Origin of the sequence: Halobaculum marinum, from assembly GCF_029338555.1 — an archaeon.
Taxonomy (GTDB): Archaea; Halobacteriota; Halobacteria; order Halobacteriales; family Haloferacaceae; genus Halobaculum; species Halobaculum marinum.
This window is the reverse complement of record NZ_CP119989.1, coordinates 669,393-686,726: the sequence shown is the minus strand read 5'-3', so window position 1 is coordinate 686,726 and position 17,334 is coordinate 669,393. Positions and strand designations below refer to the sequence as shown.

Genomic DNA, 17,334 nt, shown 5'->3' with positions numbered 1-17,334 from the left:
ATTCGTTCGAGCCATGTATCCAGCCCCGGTTCGCGTTGGGGTCCTCGCGGCCGACGAGCGCAGCGCCGAGCGTCGGGCGGCGTTCGCGGCCGCCGAGCGGGTCGCCACCGCCGTCGAACCGGTGTCGCTGTCGGCCGTCGCCGACGGCGACGCCGCGCTGTCCGACTACGACGTGTTGTGGTGGCACCGCGACGCACCGTTCGCCGACTGCGCGGCGCCGGTCGCCGACGCCGCCCCCGCGATCCGAGCGTACCTCGCAGACGGAGGCGGCCTCGTGCTCGGCGCTCGCGCGCTCCCGGCGGTCGACCCGCTCGGCGTCGACGCGGTCGCGCCCGACGCGACGGGCGCGAGCGACGCCGACGACGTCGCGGGCTACCGCGTCCGGTCGCTCCACGCCGACCACCCGCTGTTCGAGGGGTTCGACCGCGGTCCCGGCGACGCCGACGGATCGCCGCCGCGCGTCCCGCTCGTCGGCCCGGGTGGAGAGGCGGCGTACGCCCGCTACGACGCGGTCGTCCCCGACGCGGGCGACGTACTCGCGTGCGCGACCCACGGCGGCCACGACATCCACCACGAGTCAGCCGTGATCGAGTGGCGCGTCGGCGACGGCGCGGTGCTCGGCCTCGGTGGCACCCTCCGCTTCGACGGGCCCGACGACGGCCACGCGCCGGCCCGCGACCGCCTGCTCCGCAACGCGTTCGCGACACTCGGGCGCGACACCCTCCCCGCGTTCACCGGGCGCCCCGACACACCCGAGGGGTTCGCGGCCCTCCGCGAGCGCCTCGCCGCCGACCACCACCGCCCGGCATACCACCTCTCGCCGCCGGCCAACTGGCTCAACGACCCGAACGGGCTGGTGAAACACGACGGCACGTACCACGTGTTCTACCAGTACAACCCCGGCGGGCCGTTCCACAACGCGATCCACTGGGGCCACGCCACGAGCGACGACCTGCTCCGTTGGGACGACGAACCGGTCGCGCTCGCGCCCGACCCGGACGGTCCCGACCGCGACGGCTGCTGGTCCGGCTGCACCGTGATCGACACCGACGGCACGCCCACGCTCCTCTACACGGGCGGGCGCGACCGCGACCAACTCCCGTGCCTCGCGACGACCGACGACCCGATGCTGCGCTCGTGGGAGAAACACGCCGGCAACCCGGTGATCGAGTCGGCACCAGAGGGCCTGAACGTGTACGAGACGGCCGACTGGGCCGCCGAGTTCCGCGACCACTGCGTGTGGCGCGAGGACGGCGTCTGGTACCACCTCATCGGCTCCGGCGTCACCGACGACGACGTGGCGGTCGACGGCGAGGGCGACCACTCGGGCGAGGGCGCGGCGCTGCTGTACCGCGGCGAGACGCTCGACGAGTGGGAGTACGTCGGCGTGTTCCACGCCGGTGAGGGACCACGCGGCGCGCCCGTCTGGGAGTGCCCGGAACTCCTGACGTTCGACGGGGGCGACACCCGCCTCCTGCACGTCTCCGACGACGACCGCGTGGCGTACTACCTCGGGGACGCCGATCTCGGCGACGCCGAGGCGCCCGCCGGGAGCGACGACGCCGCACCCGCGTTCGAGGTGCGCGAGTCAGGCTTGCTCGACCACGGCGACTACTACGCGCCGCAGTCGCTGTGGGACGACGAGCACGACCGCTACCTCACGTGGGGGTGGCTCGTCGAGACGCGCGACGCGTCGGCGCAGTGGGACGCCGGGTGGTCCGGGACGATGTCGGTGCCGCGGGTGGTCGACACCGACGACGACGGTCGCCTCCGCCAACGCCCGGCGCCGGAGTTGACCGACCTGCGCGAGGCCGACGCGACGAGCGCCGACGTGCGCCTCGACGACGAGGAACGACTGTTGGACGCCCGGGGCGCGAGCATCGACGTCGAGGCGACGCTCCACCTCGGCGACGCAAACGAGGTGGGACTGACGGTGCTGGAGTCGCCCGCCGGCAGCGAACGGACGGTGATCCGGTTCGACGGCGACACGGTGACCGTCGACCGAAGCGAGAGCGGGGGCGACGAGCGCGCGAACCGCGCGCCACGGGGGATGCCCGTCGGCGACGAGGGCGAACCGCTGGACGAGGTCGACCTGCGGGTGTTCGTCGACGGTTCGACGCTGGAGCTGTTCGCGAACGAGCGGCACTGCCTGTCGACGCGGGTGTACCCGACACGCGACGACGCCGACCGCGTCTCGGCGTTCGCGGAGGGCGGTGCCGGGTCGGTCGCGGTCGACGCCTGGCGGATGGCTGGCACGTGGCCCACGTCGACCGGGCGGTAACTGTCGACGTGGAGGAACTCGACCAGTCGAACGAGCCGTATCCGAGATATCTTCACGTGGTGCAGCGGATCGCTCGCTGCACGAACTTGGCGATCAGCGTTCGGTCCGGATAGCGTCAGAGACAGGCCAGAAGTTCTCAGTGGGAACACGAATGTGTGGACATCGTCCAGTCGTCGGAGCCCCCTGCTTGTGACGTAATCCGGTAACCGAGGATGGCCCCGCCACAGCTGAGCGATTTTATTGCACGGTACGTGCCGTCTTCCTCGTCGTACACGAGAACGACGATCGCCTCATCGGGAGCGACCCCACTGACGTTAATCAGCTTTTCTTCGCCTGGTTGGAGGGTATATTCGCCATGAAGTGTGGCCGACTCAGGAAACTCGATTTTGACGAATTTATTATTGCTAGTCGTATAGATCGTAGTAGAACCGGGACCGGGTGCATAGTTAGCGATGTCTCCGTCCTGACGGTGTACTGTTAAGTTAGCGCTTTCCTCAACCACGCCAACCGTGAATGTCTCCGGTTGACTCGCGTTGTTCACGAGCATCACTGGCGCTGGCTTCTTCTGCGCGGTAGGTTCTCCAAACGGGACAGCAGCACATCCAACCAGCCCGATGATGACAATGAGTCCGATTGCAAGCCAACGAACCATTTGAGAACTGTTTGAGCTGTGACTTGATAGTTAGTTCCACAGATAATCAACTGTGAAGGAGAAATGGAACCCGTTCAAGAGTAACACAGAACAGTCGACACGCAGTCTCCTTCTATCAATCAGTTCGGTCCGAACCGTTCGAGAGACACGGCTTCTGCACACGACCCAAGCGAGCCAGATCCAGTACCCGCTTTCCAGCGGTCACGGAGACGTGCAAAGGGAATCGACCGAGAGGAAGAAGCGTCTCAGCTATACCCGCCGCGCCGCCCCCCGACGCTCCGCGTCGGCAACTCCGGCAGGGCCTCGTGCGGCAGCGGGATGTGACCGTGCTTCAGTTTCCCCAGCACGCGGGTCCGATCGCCGTCCAGTTCGAGCCGGATCGTCGGCGACAGCGTGCCGCCGAAGCGGCGGAACTGCTCCTCGGGCGGGAGGTCGGCCACGTCGTCGAGACTCCGGCCCTCCAAGTCGTAGTAGTTGAAGAAGGAGGTGACGAGCAGTTCCTCCTCGTGGGGGAACGCGAGCCACGAGTACGTCTGGAACGGGGCATTCCCGGGGTTCGTGAGCACCAGCCCGGTGTCGTTGAGCGGGCGGTACTCGCCGTGGAGGGAGTCGGCGACGAAGCCGTACAGCGCGTCGAACCCCTCGATGCCGGGCGCGAACGTGTGTTCGTGGCTGGAGACGAACAGGTAGTAGCGACCGTCGCGGACGACGACGTGCGGGCGTTCCAGTTCCTGATTGACGCACGTCGAGTGGAGCAGCGGGTCGCGCAGTTCCCAGTCGGTCGGGTCGCCCGTCGGGGAGTCGGCGATGCCGACGGCGCCGTTGAACTCCTGGAGGGCGGCGTCGCCGTCGCAGGCGTCGCTCCCCTCGGGGACTGGGACGTTCGCCTCGAACAGCAAGTGCGTCTCGCCGGTCGCGGGGTCGGTGAAGAACCACGGGTCGCGGAAGGTGTAGATCATCCCGCGCGACTGCTCCTCCGTCTCGTATCGGACGCCGTCGGGGCGCAGCAGCGACTCGTGGGTGAAGGTCCCCTCGACGGCGAGGCCGTCCGGGTCGTCGGCGTCGCCCTCGACGGCGAGCGTCCCGCCGGTCGCCAGCGCGATGTGCTGGGTGTAGCTCAGGTCCTCCTCACCGGCTTCGCCGGCGGCGGTGTAGTAGCAGTAGAGGTCCGACGGCCCCTCGCCGTCGGGGTCCCACAGCGCACACCCAGCCCACTGGCGGGAGCCGAGCGGGTCGCTGTGCTCGAAGACGGGGCCGGCGTTCTCCCACGACTCGCCGTCGGCGGAGTAGAAACAGCGGATCGTCGCCACGTCGTGGCGCTTGCCCGGCAGGAGGTCGCGCGGCGCGGTGAGCGCGAAGGCGACGCGGTAGCCGCCCACGTCGGCGATGGAGCCGTCGCGCTCGCGCAACAGCCACGTGTCCCACAGGTACACCTCGTCGCTGACGGGGTCGGCAGGCGGGTAGATGACGGGCTTCACTGCGTCGTCGACGCGAGCGAGGCGACTCGCCTGCTCGCGGGTCCACGCCGGCGTCCGGCGACGAATCGCCGCCGCGTCCCGTGCGGGGTCGTCCCCGGAGACGGGGTCGATGTCGGTCATGGACGGAGGCACGGATGGGAGTTCCTAACCGCTGTCGCTTCGCCAGCGTCGGCGGATCCCCGACGGTTCGTCGCTGGCTTCGCATATCCGAACCCATTTGTCTCGTGGTGGAGTATCAATCAGTTATGACCAAGCGTCACGTGTCCCTGCCGGCGGAAGCCGACGAGGGGGTCACGGCCTTCATCGAACAGGTGGACGACCGACTCTCGTCGGAGGAGGACACCTGTGAGGTGGTCCGCGACACGCTCGTGGACCTGTTCGGCGACCGCGACGCCTACGAGCGGTGGCAGGCCGGCGAAGACGTGACGCCCGCAGAGCGCGTGCGCTTGCAGGGGTACGACCCGTGTAACGCGACGCTGGAGTCGGAGTACTACGCCGAGAAAGACGAGGAGCAGTACACGCGCTCGAAGCACCTCCAGTGGCTGTGGCGCCAGTTCGACGACACGCCGATGGCGGACAACATCGACTTCGCGCTGCGGTTCCGCCAGATGCTCGCGAACCACCTGTTCGCGGAGGCCGGCGACAACCTCCGGCTGTTCAAGGGGATCACGTTCACCTACGGCCACAACATCGAGATCGGCGACAACACCGTCGTCCACGACGACGTCCACCTCGACGACCGCGGGAGGCTCACCATCGGCGACCGCGTCTCCATCTCCGACTCCGCCCACATCTACAGCCACGACCACGACGTGAACGACCAGACGGCGGTACGGAACTTCCACACCATCGTCGACGACGACGCGCGCGTCACCTACGACTCGATGGTGCGCGCGGGCTGCCGCATCGGCAAGAACGCGGTCGTCGGCGCGAAGTCGACCGTGCAAGGCGACGTGCCGGACCACCACATCGTCGCCGGGTCGCCCGCGCGCGATATCCGCGTGAAACCCGGCTGGGAGTCCGTCGCCGACCCCGTCGAGGAGAAACTGGTCAACCGCGCCGACGAGCGAGAGATCGAGTACGACCTGCCCGACGACCTCGACGTGTTCGACGAGTTCCAGCGCGACCTCACGCCGCCGGACGGCGTCGACGCGCCGCAGAACTGACACCGCTCGCGAACTCGACAGCCGCCACCGTTCTCACGCCCGCGGGTCCCGATCCGGACCCGGATACGCGCCGTCCCCGACCTCGGGGTACAGTTTTTCGGCGTCGAACAGCGCCGCGAACGCGCGCGGGTCGCGCACGCTCACCGGGAAGCGGTCGGTGAGGCCGGCGCCCGTCCCCGCCGCCGTGAGGCGGTCGTCGAACGAGAGCACGTGCATCGCGCCGCCGCGGTACGCCGACGCGAGCGCCGGGTGGTCCCCCGGCGGCTGGACCACCGGCTCGCGCCACGCCTCGACCGTCGCGCGCCACGCCGTCGCGAGGTCCGCGTCGGCGAGGCGTTCCACCACCGCCTCCGCGTCGTCGAGCAGGGCGTCGCTGGCGACGAGCGTCGTCCACGAGTGTGCCCGGAGCGGGTCGAGTGCGTCGCGGGCGGCGTCCCCGACGAGCAGGTCCGCCGCGAGCACGTCGGCGTCCGCGACGACGCGGGCCGGCGACGGCTCCGGGCGGTCGCCCACTCGGTCCGGGTCGGCGTCGTCGGTGGTGTCGTCTGCGGTGTCGTCGGCGGTGTCGTCGCCGTCAGTCTCGGTGTCCGCACCGTCGGCGGCGGCGCGGTTGCGGTTCCGGTCGCGGCGCTCGGCGAGCGTCGCCGAGACCTCGTCGACACCGACGCCGACGGCGGCCGCGCGGTCGAACAGCGTCGCCCACGTCTCCATACCCGTCCGTCGTCGCCCACCGTGAAAAGCCGGTCAGTTCGCAGTCGTCGCCGCGTCGGCGGCGAGTCGACGGCGGAGCGCGTCGGCGACGAGACCGACGAGGAACGCCGCCCCGACGTTCCACCCGACCCCGACGACGCCCACGAGCGCGACCAGCGCGAGCGCGCCGCGCCCCTCCACGCCGACCGCGCGCCGACCGAGGTGGACGCCGACGAAGCCGAGGACGACCCCCAACACCGGCATCGGGAACGCGGCGACGACGCCCGCGAACGGCACCGCCGCGAGGTAGAGACCGCCGAGGACGAGGTTCGCACCGCCGGTGCGCGCACCGAAGGCGTGTTTGCCCGCGAGGCCGCCCGAGCCGTGACACATCGGGACGCCACCCAGCGGCACCGCCGACAGACACATCGCACCCATGCTCCCCGAGAGGCGGTCGGCGGCCACGTCGGCGTCGAACAGGTCCGACAGGAGGAGGCTCGTCGCCACCGCGGCGTTGCCGACGGTCATCGCGAGTTGGCCCGCCGTCGCCGAGAGCGCGGGCGTCGTGAGCGCGGGCGCCGCCGTGGGGAACACGGTGAACGCGGGGAGATCGGCGCTCGGCACGCCCGTCTCCGCGAGCGCGAGCGCGAGACCCACGCCGAGCACCGCGAGGGCGGCGCCGCGCCGGAACCCCGCCAGTGCGACGACGCCCGCGACGCCGGCGGCCGCGAGCGCGAGCGTCGGCTCGGCGAGCCCCAGGTCGACCCCCGCTCGGAGCAACAGCAGCGCGACCGCCAACTGGATGCCGCGGACCACGGGTTCGCCGACGTACCGCTCGACGCGCGAGAGCGCGCCCGTCGCCGCCGCGACGACGAGCACGACGCCCGCGAGCAGGCCCGCCGTCACGTACTCGCCCGCGGTGAGCGCGCCCGCCAGCGCCAACCCCGCCAGCGCCTTCATCGGCTCGACGGAGAGCGGCAGGCCGTACACCACCCCCCACAGGACCTGGAAGCCGCCGAAGAACAACAGCGCGTGCGGGAGCGAGACGGGCGTCAGCGCCGCGAGGGCGACAACGATCGGGAGCACCGTAACCGAATCTCCGACCGCGCCGGTCCACTCACCGAGGTCGAATCGGATCGCACGAGTCGGTTCGAATCGCTCCGAGAGCGCCACTACCTCACGCTTCGTCGCGATCTACTTGAGCGTGTCCGGAAACTGGATCCGGTCGGCGAGGGATCGAGTCGAAACCAGATCGAGTTACGTCTCGTCGGTGTAGACGGTGAGCCGGTCGCGCGGCACCGACAGGCGGACGCGGTCGCCCGCGGCGGGCGGGTCGGCGACGAACACCGAGAGGCGGGTGTCGCCCCCCTCGCCGAACGGGTCTGCCCGTCCACCGGCGGCAGGGACGGCCACGTCGAGGTCGACGAGCACCCGAACCGCCGCGTCTTCTCGGACCACGCGGGCGACCTCGCCGGTTATCGGACCGTCGGCATCGATGCAGACGTGCTCGGGGCGGACGGCGACCGTCGTCGCGTCGGGGGAGAGGTCGACCGCCTCCCGAAGTGCGTCGGCGGCAACGACGTTCGACCCGGTGAACGCGGCGACCATGGGAGAGTCCGGCCGCTCGAACACGTCCTCGGGCGTGCCGGTCTGGACGATGTGCCCGTCGCGCATCACCGCGATGCGGTCGGCGACCGCGCGGGCGGTCGTCCGGTTGTGGGTGACGTACACCGCCGTCACGTCGTCGAGGACGGTCGCCAGGTCGTCCCGAAGCGCCTGTCGCGTCGGCACGTCGAGCGCGGCCAGCGGTTCGTCGAGCAGCATCACCTCGGGCCGGACCGCCAGCGCCCGTGCGAGCGCGACCCGCTGTTTCTCCCCGCCCGACAGCGTCGGCGGGTACCGATCCGCGAGGTCGGCGACGCCCAGTTCCGCCAGCAGCGCCTCGGGGTCGCCGTGGTCGTCGCGGTAGCGGGTGCCGTAGGCGGCGTTCTCCAGTACCGTGAGGTGGGGGAACAGCGCGTAGTCCTGGAACACGAAGCCGAAGTCGCGCCGCTCCGGGGGGCGACCGTCGAGCGCCTCACCGTCGAGCGAGACGGTGCCGTCGTGGGCGTGGAAGCCGGCGATGGTCTCCAGCAGGAGCGTCTTCCCGCTCCCGCTGGGGCCGAGCACCACGAGGCTCTCGCCGCGCTCGACTTCGATGGCGGCGTCGACGACGAACGCCTCGGCGCCGTCGGCGGCGAACGTAGCCGACACGTCGGCGTGCAGACCCATCAGGCGACACCACCGGTTGAGCCGCCGTCGTCGGTCAGGTAGCGCACGATGAGGAAGATGACCGCCGAGACGGCCAACAGGAGGAACGCGACGGCGCCGCTCTCCTCCAGTCCGCTCTGGAGGTAGGTGTTGTACACGAACACGGGCGCGTGCTGGGCGGTCACCTCCCCACCGGCGGGCGGGTAGAAGAACGACACCGAGTAGGCGACGACGGCGACGGCGCCGAACTCGGAGACGGCCCGCGCCCACGCGAGCACGCCGCCGGTGACCATCCCGCGGACCGCGAGCGGCGCGGTGACCCGGCGGAACGTCTCGAAGCGAGAGGCGCCGTGGATGCGCGAGGCGTACTCGAGGCGGTCGTCGATGGACTCGAACGCCTCGCGGGTGGCGTTGACGGCGTACGGTGCGGAGACGAACGTCATCGCCAGCACCATCCCCGTCATCGTCCCGAGCACCGAGACGTTCGGGAAGGCGCCGCCGCGCCCGAAGCCGAACAGGATGATGATCCCCGCGACGCTGTGGGGGACGACCAGCGGGAGGTCGACGAGGCTCTCGACGACCGCCTGGCCGGGGAAGCCGTCCGCCAGCAGGCGCGCCAGCGGGACGCCGAACAGCAGGCTGACGATGGCCGCCAGCAGCGGGCCGTACACCCCGAGGTACAGCACGCGGTGGACGTCCGGGTCGAGCGCCGCCTCGGCGATCAGCGAGGGCTGTTGGCGCGCGACGAACAGCGCCAGCGGGAGCGCCAGCGCCACGAGCAGGACGCTCGCGAGCGTCGCCGCGCCGACGACGAAGGCGCTCCCGTCGAGCGCGTACGCCGCGACGGCGACGCTGCCGACGAGGAAGAACGCGTACAGCGTGGGCCGGTCGGCCGCGTAGGCGGCCGCGAACGCCGCCAGTTGGACGGCGCCGAACGCGACGGCCAGCGGCGTTCGACCGAACCGGTCGAGCCGCGCGCCCGTCTCAGTCCCGGTTGCCATAGCGGGTCCAATCGGTGGGAGACATAAATCACTCCGGCTCGGGGCCGGTTACAGTTCCAGCGGTCCGAGCGTCGCCTGTGCGCTCGCGACCGACATGACGTTCTCGGGGACGGCGTCCCCGCTCGCTTCGGGGACGACGATGGGGTCGACCGGCACCAGCCCCAACTCCTCCAGCACCGACTGACCCGCGTCGGTGGCGAAATACTCGACCCACTTCGCGCCCGCGTTCGGCGACTCTGCGACCGACGGGACCGTGATACCGTACGCGATGGGCGCACCGGTGAACGTGCCCGAGTCGGTCTCCACCTCCGCCTTCGCGTAGTGGCTGGCGTACTCGCTGGTCGCCTTCGAGAGGTCGACCTCCGGCTGGAGTTCGACGTACGGGAGGCCCGAACTCGCAGAGATGGACTGGTAGTAGAACACGTAGTCCAACTCGCCCGACTCCAACTGGCCCTCCAGGTTCGTCTCCGTCCCCGTCGGGACGACCGAGTTCTCTCGGAGCTTCTGGTAGGTCGCGTCGTCGTAGAGGCGCTCGCCGTCGAACGCCTCGGCGCCGAGCTGTTGGGTCATCACCGCGCGGTAGCCGCCGGGGTCGACCGCGGGGTCCGAGTGGCCGATGGTGACGTCGTCGCGGGTGAGCACCTCCCACCAGTTGTCCGTCCCGATGTCGTCGGCGCCGGGGGAGTCCTCGCGGTACTGGATCGACATCGCGTTCGTCGTGAAGATGGCGTACCAGTCGCCGAAGTCCGGCAGGATGCGGTTGCGGATGAGTCGGAAGTCGGAGGTGCCGAGCACGTCCGCCGACCGTCCCTGCTGGGTGATCTTCTGGGTCGAGGCGACCGACCCCTGCGCCTCGCGGTTCACGTCGACCCCGTGCTCGTCCTCGAAGTCGGGTTCGGCCGTCGAGAACGGCGGCGCGAGCGACCCCGCGTGGAAGATGGTCATCGAGTCCTCCAGGCCCGAGGCGCCGCCCGACGTGGTGTCACCACTGCCGTTGCCCGTGGCGTCGCCCCCGGACGATGAGCCGCCGCCCTCGCTCGTCCCGCTCCCGCTGGCCCCGCCGAGACAGCCAGCAAGGCCGAGTGCCGCGGCGCCCGCACCCGTCGCCGCGAGGAACCGTCGCCTGCTCGCACGCCCGTCCGTGTCACCGGGGCGTTGTTTCGTCATAGAAACATCGGAGTCGCGGCGTCCACATAACCGTTTTGGAGCAGGTGAGCGAACGGGGGAGACAGATGGGACACGACGCGGTGGTCGGCGGGGCCGACGACGGCGCGGCGGGGTTCGAGGCGAGCCTCGTCGCCGACGGGGTGACGTTCGACGGTCGCGACGCCGCGCTGCTGCGAGCCATCGCCGCGGCGGGGTCGGTGAGCGGCGCCGCCGCGGAGTTGGGTCGCTCGCGGGCACGGGCGCTCTCGCGACTGGAGACGCTGGAGGGGGCGTTCGGTGACCTCGTCGACCGCCGCCGCGGCGGCGCCGGCGGCGGCGGGAGCAGACTCGCCGAGAACGCGACGGCGCTGTTGGCGCGCTTCGACCGTCTGACGGCGGCGCTCGCGGGGACCGCCGGTGCGACGGAGTCGGTGTTCGAGGGCGTCGTGACCGGGCGCGACGGCGAACTGGCGCTGGTCGACACCGACGCCGGGGCGGTGCGGGCGCTGGCCGTCGGCGACCCCACGCCGGCGACGGGCGACCGCGTGCAGGTGAGCGTCCGCGCCGACGCGGTGACGCTGCACGACCCCACGGAGACGCCGTCGCCGGACGCGACCAGCGCCAGAAATCGCTTCGAGGGCGTCGCGACGGCGGTCGACCGCGGCGACGCCGTCGTCGACGTTCACATCGACGTCGGCGCGAACGCCACGCTGTCGGCGCTCGTGACCGTCGACAGCGCCGACCGCCTCGGACTGACCGTCGGCAGCGACGTGGTCGTCTCGTTCAAGGCGACGGCGACGCGCGCGACGGTGACGACTGCGGGTGGTGGCGACGGAGAAGCAGAGTAACCCGCCGACTCAGAGGTCGGCGCGCAGGTCCTCGAACTCCGCGAGCAGGTCGTCGAGCGCCGCTTTCGCGTCGTCGTCCGGGGGACGGTGCGGGGAGCGGACGTGGCCCGCGGGGGCGCCGCGTTCGCGCATCGCGTACTTCAGGCCGGGGACGCTGTAGCCGCCCGTGACGGCGTAGTTCAGTTCCACGCAGGCGGCGGTGAGGTCGCGGGCGCGCTCGTGGTCGCCCGCCTCGTGGGCCTCGTAGATGGCGGTCGTCGCCTCGGGAGCGATGTTGGCGAGCGCGAGGACGCCACCGGAGCCGCCCGCCGCGAGCGCCTGCGCGAGCACGCCACCGGAGCCGACCATGAGGTCGAAGTCGAGGTCGGCGACCCGGCGCTGCGTGCGCTGGAACGTCTGGATGTCGCCCGAGGAGTCCTTCATGCCGCCGATGTTGGGGTGCTCGGCGAGCGTCGCGATGGTGTCGGGGTCGAGTTTTACGTCGGTGTACGCCGGGACCGAGTAGAGGTACACCGGGATGTCGGCGGCGTCGGCGACGGCGGTGTAGTACTCCTCCAGCGTCGCCATCGAGTGCCCGTAGTAGAACGGCGTGACGACGAGCGCGGCGTCGGCGCCCGCGTCGGCGGCGGCGTCGGTCGCCTCTAACGTCTCCGTCAGGCCGGGGCTCCCTGTCCCGGCGAGCACCGGAACGGTGGCCTCGTCGGCGACGACCTCGACCGTGCGGGCGCGCTCCTCGGCGGTCATCAACTCGGCCTCGCTGTTCGAGCCGCACGGGACGAGGAAGTCGACGCCCCGCGCTTCGACCCACCCGACCAACTCGCGCAGCGCGTCTTCGTCCAGTGCTCCGTCGGCGTCGAACGGCGTGACCAGCGGTGGCCCGGTTCCGTACATACCGGTCGTGTCACCGGCTCGGGCCAAGAGCGTTCCCCCGGGGTCACCCGTCTGGCTCGATCCACGTGAACGGCCCACAACGTGGTCGTACAGGCGTCAGACGGGCGGCTGGCGTCTGACGTGTCTTTATATCGGTCCGCTTGGACCCGCCCGATGGGCACAGGGGAGCCACGGACCCGTGGCCGCCACGGAGCGGGCACTCCCGGTAGTCACCCTCCCCGTCGCGCCCGGCACACCCACCGCTGTTCGACACCGCGTCACAGGCGCGCGTTCCCCCACCGCCTGTCGGGGCCTCGCGGCCCCGCCTCTTTCCCCACCTCAGTCGGCGCCGAGTAGCGACGTCCGCACGTCGTCGACGCGGTCCGTCTCCGCCAGCACCGCGAGGCGGTCGCCCGCCTCGACCGTGGTGCCGGGGAGTGGGATCGTGAGCGGCTGGCGGTTGCGACCGTGGGCGTACACCCGAGCGCCGTCGAGCGCGAGGTCGTTGACTCGCGACCCGAGGACGGGTGCGTCGTCGCCGACCGAGACGGAGACGATCTGGAGGCGCTCGGTGAGGTCGCCGATGGCGTTGAAGTTGCCGCCGAGCATGGCGGTCTTGGCGCCCGCGGCGCCGAGGCGCTCGGGGTAGATGATCTCGTCGACCGCGCGCTCGAACTCGTCGTAGATCTCGTCGTGGAAGTCCTCCGAGACGCGCATCACGGTGCGGCAGTCGGTCGCCTCCTTCGCCTCCATGCAGATCTCGAAGTTCAACTTCGGGTCGCCCGTGATCGCACCGACCGCGTCGGCGTCGGCGACGCCCGCCTCCGCGAGCACCGCCGGGTTCGAGCCGTCGCCCTCGACGACCGTCAGTCCGCGTTCGCGAGCGCGCTCCACCTTCGTGTGGTCGTTGTCCACCACCACGACTTCGTGTCCCTCCTCGTCGAGGACACGGGCGGTTCGCGCGCCGACGCGGCCGTAGCCGACAATGACGACTCTCATGCCCTGTTATGCTACGTCATACCACATATCGCTGTCGCCGATCGGTGTGGTCCCGGAGCAACACACCCACGGTCCGCTTATGCCCGCTCGTCACCTCTATCTGGGCATGATGGCTACGACGCACGTCCTCGCGGGCGTGCTGGTCGGGGTGGCGGCGAGCGCGCTGGCGCCCGAGGCCGGGCCGCTCGTCCTCTGGGGCGCGCTCGGGGGGCTCGCGCCCGACCTCGACCTGCTGGGCGCCCACCGGAAGGACCTCCACTTCCCGGCGTACGGGAGCCTCGCCGCCCTCGCGGCCGTCGCGCTCGCCGCGGTGGCTCCCTCGCCTGCGACGGTCGGCGTCGCGGTGTTCCTCCTGGCGGCGGCGCTGCACGCGGTCTCCGACGCGTTCGGCGGGGACCTGGAGCTCCGACCGTGGGAGCAGACCGGCGACCGGGCGGTGTACGAGCACCTGCGCGGGCGGTGGCACCCGCCGCGTCGCTGGATCCGCTACGACGGTGCCCCCGAGGACTTCTTCGCGGGCCTCGCGCTGGCGCTGCCGGCGTTCGCGGTGCTCGACGGCCCCGCTCGCTGGGTGATCGCGACAATCGTCGTCGTGTCGGCGGTGTACGCACTCGGTCGGCGGACGCTCGTCGACGGCGGCGAGCGCGCGGTCGCAGTCGTCCCCGAGTCGGTACTGGCGGCGGTGCCAGAGACGCTGATCGAGGACCTACGGTAACCACGCCGCGACGCCCGGTGCCCGAGGCGACGCGACCGCTTTTCAGCGTCCGACCCGACGACCGCCCATGGAGAAAGTGTCGCTCACCGACGGCTTCGACTCGTTCGACGAGCCGTGGTCACCACGACTCGCCGCAGAGTTGAACGGACAGGCGGTGAAGCTCGCGAAGTTGGACGGCGAGTTCGTCTGGCACAGCCACCCCGACGCCGACGAGTTGTTCTGGGTGGTCGACGGCGGCCCGCTCGACGTGGAGTTCCGCGACGAGCCGACGGTGACACTCGACCCGGGCGAGTTGCTCGTCGTCCCCGCGGGCGTCGAACATCGCCCCGTCGCCCGCGCGGAGACGAAGGTCGCGCTGTTCGAACCCGCCGGCACCGACAACACCGGCGACGCGGGCGACACCGGCGACGAGCGCACCAACGACGTGACCGCGTTGGCGACGGGTGTGAGCCGCGGCGCGGTCGATGTCGACGACGACGCTCCGAGGGACGCGGACAGTAGCAGGTGACACGGATGTCAGCGAGCGGCTAAGTGGCTCGCGGTCGTTCACTCGAGTATGAGCACCGACGACGACCCCGTGCCCGCCGACCAGTCCGACATCCCCGTGACCGCCGAGCGACCCGACAGTCTGCTGCGGACGACCGGGACCGACCACATCACGCTGATCGGCTCCAACGAGGAGGAGACAGTGAAGTTCTACCGCGACGTGCTCGGGATGCCGCTGGTGATGCGCCAGCCGAACCTCGACGCGCCGAACGTCACGCACCTGTTCTTCGACAGCGGCGACGGGCGCATCATCACGTTCTTCGTCGAGGAGGACCGCGACAACGCCCCCGGTCAGCGCCCCGGCATCGGCGCCGTCCACCACCTCGCGTTCTCCATCGAGGCCGAGGAGTTGCCCGAGATCAAAGAGGCGCTCTCGGAGCACGGCCACCGCTTCGCCGAGTTCGACCGCGGCGCGTTCCACTCGCTGTACACCCGCGACCACAACGGCCTCACCATCGAGTTGGTCGTCGACAAGTACGAGTTGCCCGACGACGAGCGCGGTCGGGTGATGGCAGTCGCCCAGTCGAAGCGGGTGGACGCCGGCGCCGACTACGTCGACGACGAGCACATGGAGGCCGCAATCGAGGAGTTGGGGCTGGACGTGGTGAAGAACGAGGTTCCCGACGCGGCGACGGGAACCGGGTACACGGAGTAACGTCGACGCGTCGGAGGTCTGGCGCCGTCGGCACACCACCGAACGTACGGTTATGCTCTGACGGCGCGTCTGTAGGGCGGTGAATCAGAGATGGAACTCATTCCCAGCGAGAAGAACGTCGGCGGGTGGGACCGGACGGTACGGCTGGTCGTCGGCCCCATCCTCCTGATCGTCGCCGCCGCGGCGCTGCTCGGTGTCGTGACGCTCGGCCCCGTCGTGATCGCCGCGAGCGCGCTCGTCGGGCTCGTCCTGACGGTGACCGGCGCGGTGCAGAAGTGCACGCTGAACAGCCTGCTCGGCCTGAACACCTACCGCGGGGCGACGGAGGAGCAGGCAGAACAGGAAATCGAGCGCACCGAGCGCCCTGCCTGAGCGGCAGTCGGTCCCATTTTGCCGACGACCCCGGCGGAGCCACGGCTCCGCTGGGGGTCGTGGCGTCGGAAGAAGCCTAGGCCGGGATTTGAACCCGGGCTCTCGTCCTTACCAAGGACGCGCTTTACCGCTAAGCTACCCAGGCGCGAATAGGGATAGCCGGGAGTCGTCTTTAGGCGTTACGATTGGCGGTCACGAGAGACACGGTGTATCACGGGACGACGAGCGGGTCGCCCGCGTCGCACGCCCACTCAGGAGTCCGCCGAGGAGGCGACGCGGTCGTCGTCTGCCAGCCGAGCGATCCGTTCGCTCGTGGAGTCTGGGAGCGCGCCGACGGCTGGCATCCGGTCGTCCTCGCCGGCGGCGAGTTCGGCGGCGTACGACAGCAACTCGGCGGGGGCGGCGGCGCCGACGGCGGCGGTGCCGGCGACGACCGCGAGTTCGAACACGTCCGCCTCCAGATTCCGGTCGAGCGCGGCGGCGCCCTCGGCGTCGGCGTCGCGGCGGAGCGTCTGGTCGCGACCGAACGCGCGGACCGTCTCGACGGCCTTCCCGGCGGCGGCAGTGCGCGCGAGGAGGTAGAAGCCGCGCGAGACGGACACGTCCGCCGCGAGCACGTCGAGGTCGGCGTCGATGTCGCCCTCGGCGTCGAGGTCGGCGCCGGCCCACGGCTCCGTCTGCGACAGCTCGCGGGTGAGTCTGAGCCCCTCGTAGATCAACTGGACGCCGGCGGCGTGGTCCTCGACGCCGGCGAGGTCCACATCGGGGTCGAGCGCGCGAGCAGAGAGGAGCGTGAGTGCGCCCGGCGTCATCTCGGCGTCGTCGAAGCGGTCGGTCAGCGCGCTCCGGAGCGCCGGCGGCTCGACGTCGCCGACCGCCCGCTCCGCGGCGGCGCGAGTCCGCGCGGCGTCATCCATCGAAGCCAGATAAGCCGGGCACACGCAAAGACCTTTGGAAACGGGGGGCTATCCCGTCCCGTGATTCGCTCCGAGCGGGCCGCCGACGGCGCGTACCGGACCGTGACGCTCGACCGCCCCGAGGCCCGAAACGCCCTCACACCCGACGCGCTCGACGCCCTGGAGGCCGCCGTCGTCGACGCCGACGAGCCGGTCGTGCTCCTCCGCGGCGCCGGCTCCGCGTTCTGCGCCGGCGCCGACCTCGACGTGGTCGCCGACCTCGACGACCCGGCGGCGTTCGCCGGCCACGGCCAGCGCGTCGCCGAGTCCATCGCCACGAGCGATTCCGTCGTCGTCGCCGGCGTCGACGGTGCCGCTCGCGGCGGCGGGGTCGAACTCGCGCTGGCGTGTGATCTCCGCGTGGCGACGCCCGACGCGACGTTCGCGGAGACGGGCGTCGCCTTCGGCCTGTTCGGCGCGTGGGGCGGCACCGCCAGACTCCCCCGCGTCGTCGGCGAGGGCGCCGCTCTCGACATCGCGCTGTCGGCCCGTGTCGTCGACGCCGAGGAGGCGCGCGAGCTGGGGCTCGTCTCGCGGGTGGTGCCGGACCCGACCGACGTGGCCCGCGAGGTGGCCGAGAACGAGCCGAGCGCGCTCGCGGCGGTGAAGCGACTCGTTCGGACGGGCGCTCGCGGCGGCGAGACCGAGGCCGCCGAGCGCGAGACGTTCGCCCGCCTCCACGCCGAGCACTTCGGGGAGTGAGCCGGCG

18 protein-coding genes and 1 tRNA gene are annotated in these 17,334 nt (G+C 71.1%); 8 read left to right on the top strand and 11 right to left on the bottom strand.

Annotated elements, in window-relative coordinates; all coding sequences use genetic code 11:
* Positions 1 to 13 precede the first annotated feature (13 nt).
* Entirely contained in the window at positions 14 to 2,281 is a 2,268-nt protein-coding gene (locus P0R32_RS03610) for a GH32 C-terminal domain-containing protein (RefSeq protein ID WP_276238567.1), read from the top strand.
* 136 nt (positions 2,282 to 2,417) lie between these two features.
* Here the strand turns inward: P0R32_RS03610 and P0R32_RS03605 are convergent, their stop codons facing one another.
* The gene (locus P0R32_RS03605) at positions 2,418 to 2,828 is read right to left on the bottom strand and encodes a hypothetical protein (protein ID WP_276238566.1); all 411 of its coding nucleotides are present in this window, start codon (positions 2,826 to 2,828) and stop codon (positions 2,418 to 2,420) included.
* 350 nt (positions 2,829 to 3,178) lie between these two features.
* Positions 3,179 to 4,531, bottom strand: a complete 1,353-nt coding sequence (locus P0R32_RS03600; RefSeq protein WP_276238565.1) for a glycoside hydrolase family 68 protein — start codon at positions 4,529 to 4,531, stop codon at positions 3,179 to 3,181.
* Positions 4,532 to 4,656: 125 nt separating this feature from the next.
* On the opposite strand from P0R32_RS03600, the gene P0R32_RS03595 reads away from it, so the two are divergent.
* Entirely contained in the window at positions 4,657 to 5,577 is a 921-nt protein-coding gene (locus P0R32_RS03595; RefSeq protein WP_276238564.1) for an acyltransferase, read from the top strand.
* A gap of 33 nt (positions 5,578 to 5,610) precedes the next feature.
* Here P0R32_RS03595 and P0R32_RS03590 read toward each other — a convergent pair whose 3' ends face one another.
* From P0R32_RS03590 to P0R32_RS03570, 5 genes are all read right to left on the bottom strand, one after another.
* Positions 5,611 to 6,288, bottom strand: a complete 678-nt coding sequence (locus tag P0R32_RS03590) for a DUF7384 family protein (RefSeq protein ID WP_276238563.1) — start codon at positions 6,286 to 6,288, stop codon at positions 5,611 to 5,613.
* 33 nt (positions 6,289 to 6,321) lie between these two features.
* Positions 6,322 to 7,440, bottom strand: coding sequence for a putative sulfate/molybdate transporter (locus P0R32_RS03585; protein ID WP_390218863.1), 1,119 nt, complete (start codon positions 7,438 to 7,440; stop codon positions 6,322 to 6,324).
* An 84-nt stretch (positions 7,441 to 7,524) separates the two neighbouring features.
* Positions 7,525 to 8,538 carry an ABC transporter ATP-binding protein gene (locus P0R32_RS03580; protein WP_276238561.1) on the bottom strand — a complete coding sequence of 338 codons (1,014 nt, stop codon included), beginning with the start codon at positions 8,536 to 8,538 and terminating at the stop codon, positions 7,525 to 7,527.
* The gene (locus P0R32_RS03575) at positions 8,538 to 9,518 is read right to left on the bottom strand and encodes an ABC transporter permease (RefSeq protein WP_276238560.1); all 981 of its coding nucleotides are present in this window, start codon (positions 9,516 to 9,518) and stop codon (positions 8,538 to 8,540) included. Before P0R32_RS03575 ends, P0R32_RS03580 begins: the two co-directional genes overlap by 1 nt.
* Before the next feature lie 48 nt (positions 9,519 to 9,566).
* The gene (locus P0R32_RS03570; RefSeq protein ID WP_276238559.1) at positions 9,567 to 10,685 is read right to left on the bottom strand and encodes an extracellular solute-binding protein; all 1,119 of its coding nucleotides are present in this window, start codon (positions 10,683 to 10,685) and stop codon (positions 9,567 to 9,569) included.
* A gap of 65 nt (positions 10,686 to 10,750) precedes the next feature.
* On the opposite strand from P0R32_RS03570, the gene P0R32_RS03565 reads away from it, so the two are divergent.
* The gene (locus tag P0R32_RS03565; protein ID WP_276238558.1) at positions 10,751 to 11,512 is read left to right on the top strand and encodes a TOBE domain-containing protein; all 762 of its coding nucleotides are present in this window, start codon (positions 10,751 to 10,753) and stop codon (positions 11,510 to 11,512) included.
* A 9-nt stretch (positions 11,513 to 11,521) separates the two neighbouring features.
* Here P0R32_RS03565 and P0R32_RS03560 read toward each other — a convergent pair whose 3' ends face one another.
* Complete coding sequence (locus P0R32_RS03560) at positions 11,522 to 12,403, bottom strand: dihydrodipicolinate synthase family protein (RefSeq protein ID WP_276238557.1); 882 nt, start codon at positions 12,401 to 12,403, stop codon at positions 11,522 to 11,524.
* A 318-nt stretch (positions 12,404 to 12,721) separates the two neighbouring features.
* Positions 12,722 to 13,381: a potassium channel family protein gene (locus tag P0R32_RS03555; protein WP_276238556.1), complete on the bottom strand. Its 660-nt coding sequence runs from the start codon at positions 13,379 to 13,381 to the stop codon at positions 12,722 to 12,724.
* Positions 13,382 to 13,487: 106 nt separating this feature from the next.
* Between P0R32_RS03555 and P0R32_RS03550 the strand changes: the two genes are divergently transcribed.
* The 4 genes from P0R32_RS03550 to P0R32_RS03535 all read left to right on the top strand — a co-directional run bounded on the left by P0R32_RS03550 (position 13,488) and on the right by P0R32_RS03535 (position 15,669).
* On the top strand, positions 13,488 to 14,096 hold the full coding sequence (locus tag P0R32_RS03550; RefSeq protein WP_276238555.1) for a metal-dependent hydrolase: 609 nt from the start codon (positions 13,488 to 13,490) through the stop codon (positions 14,094 to 14,096).
* 67 nt (positions 14,097 to 14,163) lie between these two features.
* A complete protein-coding gene (locus tag P0R32_RS03545; RefSeq protein WP_276238554.1) occupies positions 14,164 to 14,604 on the top strand; it encodes a cupin domain-containing protein in 441 nt (146 codons plus the stop codon).
* Between the two features lie 48 nt (positions 14,605 to 14,652).
* Entirely contained in the window at positions 14,653 to 15,297 is a 645-nt protein-coding gene (locus tag P0R32_RS03540) for a VOC family protein (RefSeq protein WP_276238553.1), read from the top strand.
* Between the two features lie 90 nt (positions 15,298 to 15,387).
* Positions 15,388 to 15,669, top strand: a complete 282-nt coding sequence (locus P0R32_RS03535; protein WP_276238551.1) for a YgaP family membrane protein — start codon at positions 15,388 to 15,390, stop codon at positions 15,667 to 15,669.
* A 73-nt stretch (positions 15,670 to 15,742) separates the two neighbouring features.
* Here the strand turns inward: P0R32_RS03535 and P0R32_RS03530 are convergent.
* Both P0R32_RS03530 and P0R32_RS03525 read right to left on the bottom strand, forming a co-directional pair.
* A tRNA-Thr gene (locus tag P0R32_RS03530) sits at positions 15,743 to 15,814 on the bottom strand.
* 106 nt (positions 15,815 to 15,920) lie between these two features.
* Positions 15,921 to 16,586, bottom strand: a complete 666-nt coding sequence (locus tag P0R32_RS03525) for a DUF7114 family protein (RefSeq protein ID WP_276238550.1) — start codon at positions 16,584 to 16,586, stop codon at positions 15,921 to 15,923.
* 60 nt (positions 16,587 to 16,646) lie between these two features.
* On the opposite strand from P0R32_RS03525, the gene P0R32_RS03520 reads away from it, so the two are divergent.
* Complete coding sequence (locus tag P0R32_RS03520) at positions 16,647 to 17,327, top strand: enoyl-CoA hydratase/isomerase family protein (RefSeq protein ID WP_276238549.1); 681 nt, start codon at positions 16,647 to 16,649, stop codon at positions 17,325 to 17,327.
* Positions 17,328 to 17,334 lie beyond the last annotated feature (7 nt).

What these genes read in the sequence shown, in the direction of transcription:
- P0R32_RS03610 (WP_276238567.1), top strand. Translation starts at nt 14, where the DNA reads ATGTATCCAGCCCCGGTTCGCGTTGGGGTCCTCGCGGCCGACGAGCGC.
- P0R32_RS03605 (WP_276238566.1), bottom strand. Translation starts at nt 2,828, where the DNA reads ATGCTCGTGAACAACGCGAGTCAACCGGAGACATTCACGGTTGGCGTG.
- P0R32_RS03600 (WP_276238565.1), bottom strand. Translation starts at nt 4,531, where the DNA reads ATGACCGACATCGACCCCGTCTCCGGGGACGACCCCGCACGGGACGCG.
- P0R32_RS03595 (WP_276238564.1), top strand. Translation starts at nt 4,657, where the DNA reads ATGACCAAGCGTCACGTGTCCCTGCCGGCGGAAGCCGACGAGGGGGTC.
- P0R32_RS03590 (WP_276238563.1), bottom strand. Translation starts at nt 6,288, where the DNA reads ATGGAGACGTGGGCGACGCTGTTCGACCGCGCGGCCGCCGTCGGCGTC.
- P0R32_RS03580 (WP_276238561.1), bottom strand. Translation starts at nt 8,538, where the DNA reads ATGGGTCTGCACGCCGACGTGTCGGCTACGTTCGCCGCCGACGGCGCC.
- P0R32_RS03575 (WP_276238560.1), bottom strand. Translation starts at nt 9,518, where the DNA reads ATGGCAACCGGGACTGAGACGGGCGCGCGGCTCGACCGGTTCGGTCGA.
- P0R32_RS03570 (WP_276238559.1), bottom strand. Translation starts at nt 10,685, where the DNA reads ATGACGAAACAACGCCCCGGTGACACGGACGGGCGTGCGAGCAGGCGA.
- P0R32_RS03565 (WP_276238558.1), top strand. Translation starts at nt 10,751, where the DNA reads ATGGGACACGACGCGGTGGTCGGCGGGGCCGACGACGGCGCGGCGGGG.
- P0R32_RS03560 (WP_276238557.1), bottom strand. Translation starts at nt 12,403, where the DNA reads ATGTACGGAACCGGGCCACCGCTGGTCACGCCGTTCGACGCCGACGGA.
- P0R32_RS03555 (WP_276238556.1), bottom strand. Translation starts at nt 13,381, where the DNA reads ATGAGAGTCGTCATTGTCGGCTACGGCCGCGTCGGCGCGCGAACCGCC.
- P0R32_RS03550 (WP_276238555.1), top strand. Translation starts at nt 13,488, where the DNA reads ATGATGGCTACGACGCACGTCCTCGCGGGCGTGCTGGTCGGGGTGGCG.
- P0R32_RS03545 (WP_276238554.1), top strand. Translation starts at nt 14,164, where the DNA reads ATGGAGAAAGTGTCGCTCACCGACGGCTTCGACTCGTTCGACGAGCCG.
- P0R32_RS03540 (WP_276238553.1), top strand. Translation starts at nt 14,653, where the DNA reads ATGAGCACCGACGACGACCCCGTGCCCGCCGACCAGTCCGACATCCCC.
- P0R32_RS03535 (WP_276238551.1), top strand. Translation starts at nt 15,388, where the DNA reads ATGGAACTCATTCCCAGCGAGAAGAACGTCGGCGGGTGGGACCGGACG.
- P0R32_RS03525 (WP_276238550.1), bottom strand. Translation starts at nt 16,586, where the DNA reads ATGGATGACGCCGCGCGGACTCGCGCCGCCGCGGAGCGGGCGGTCGGC.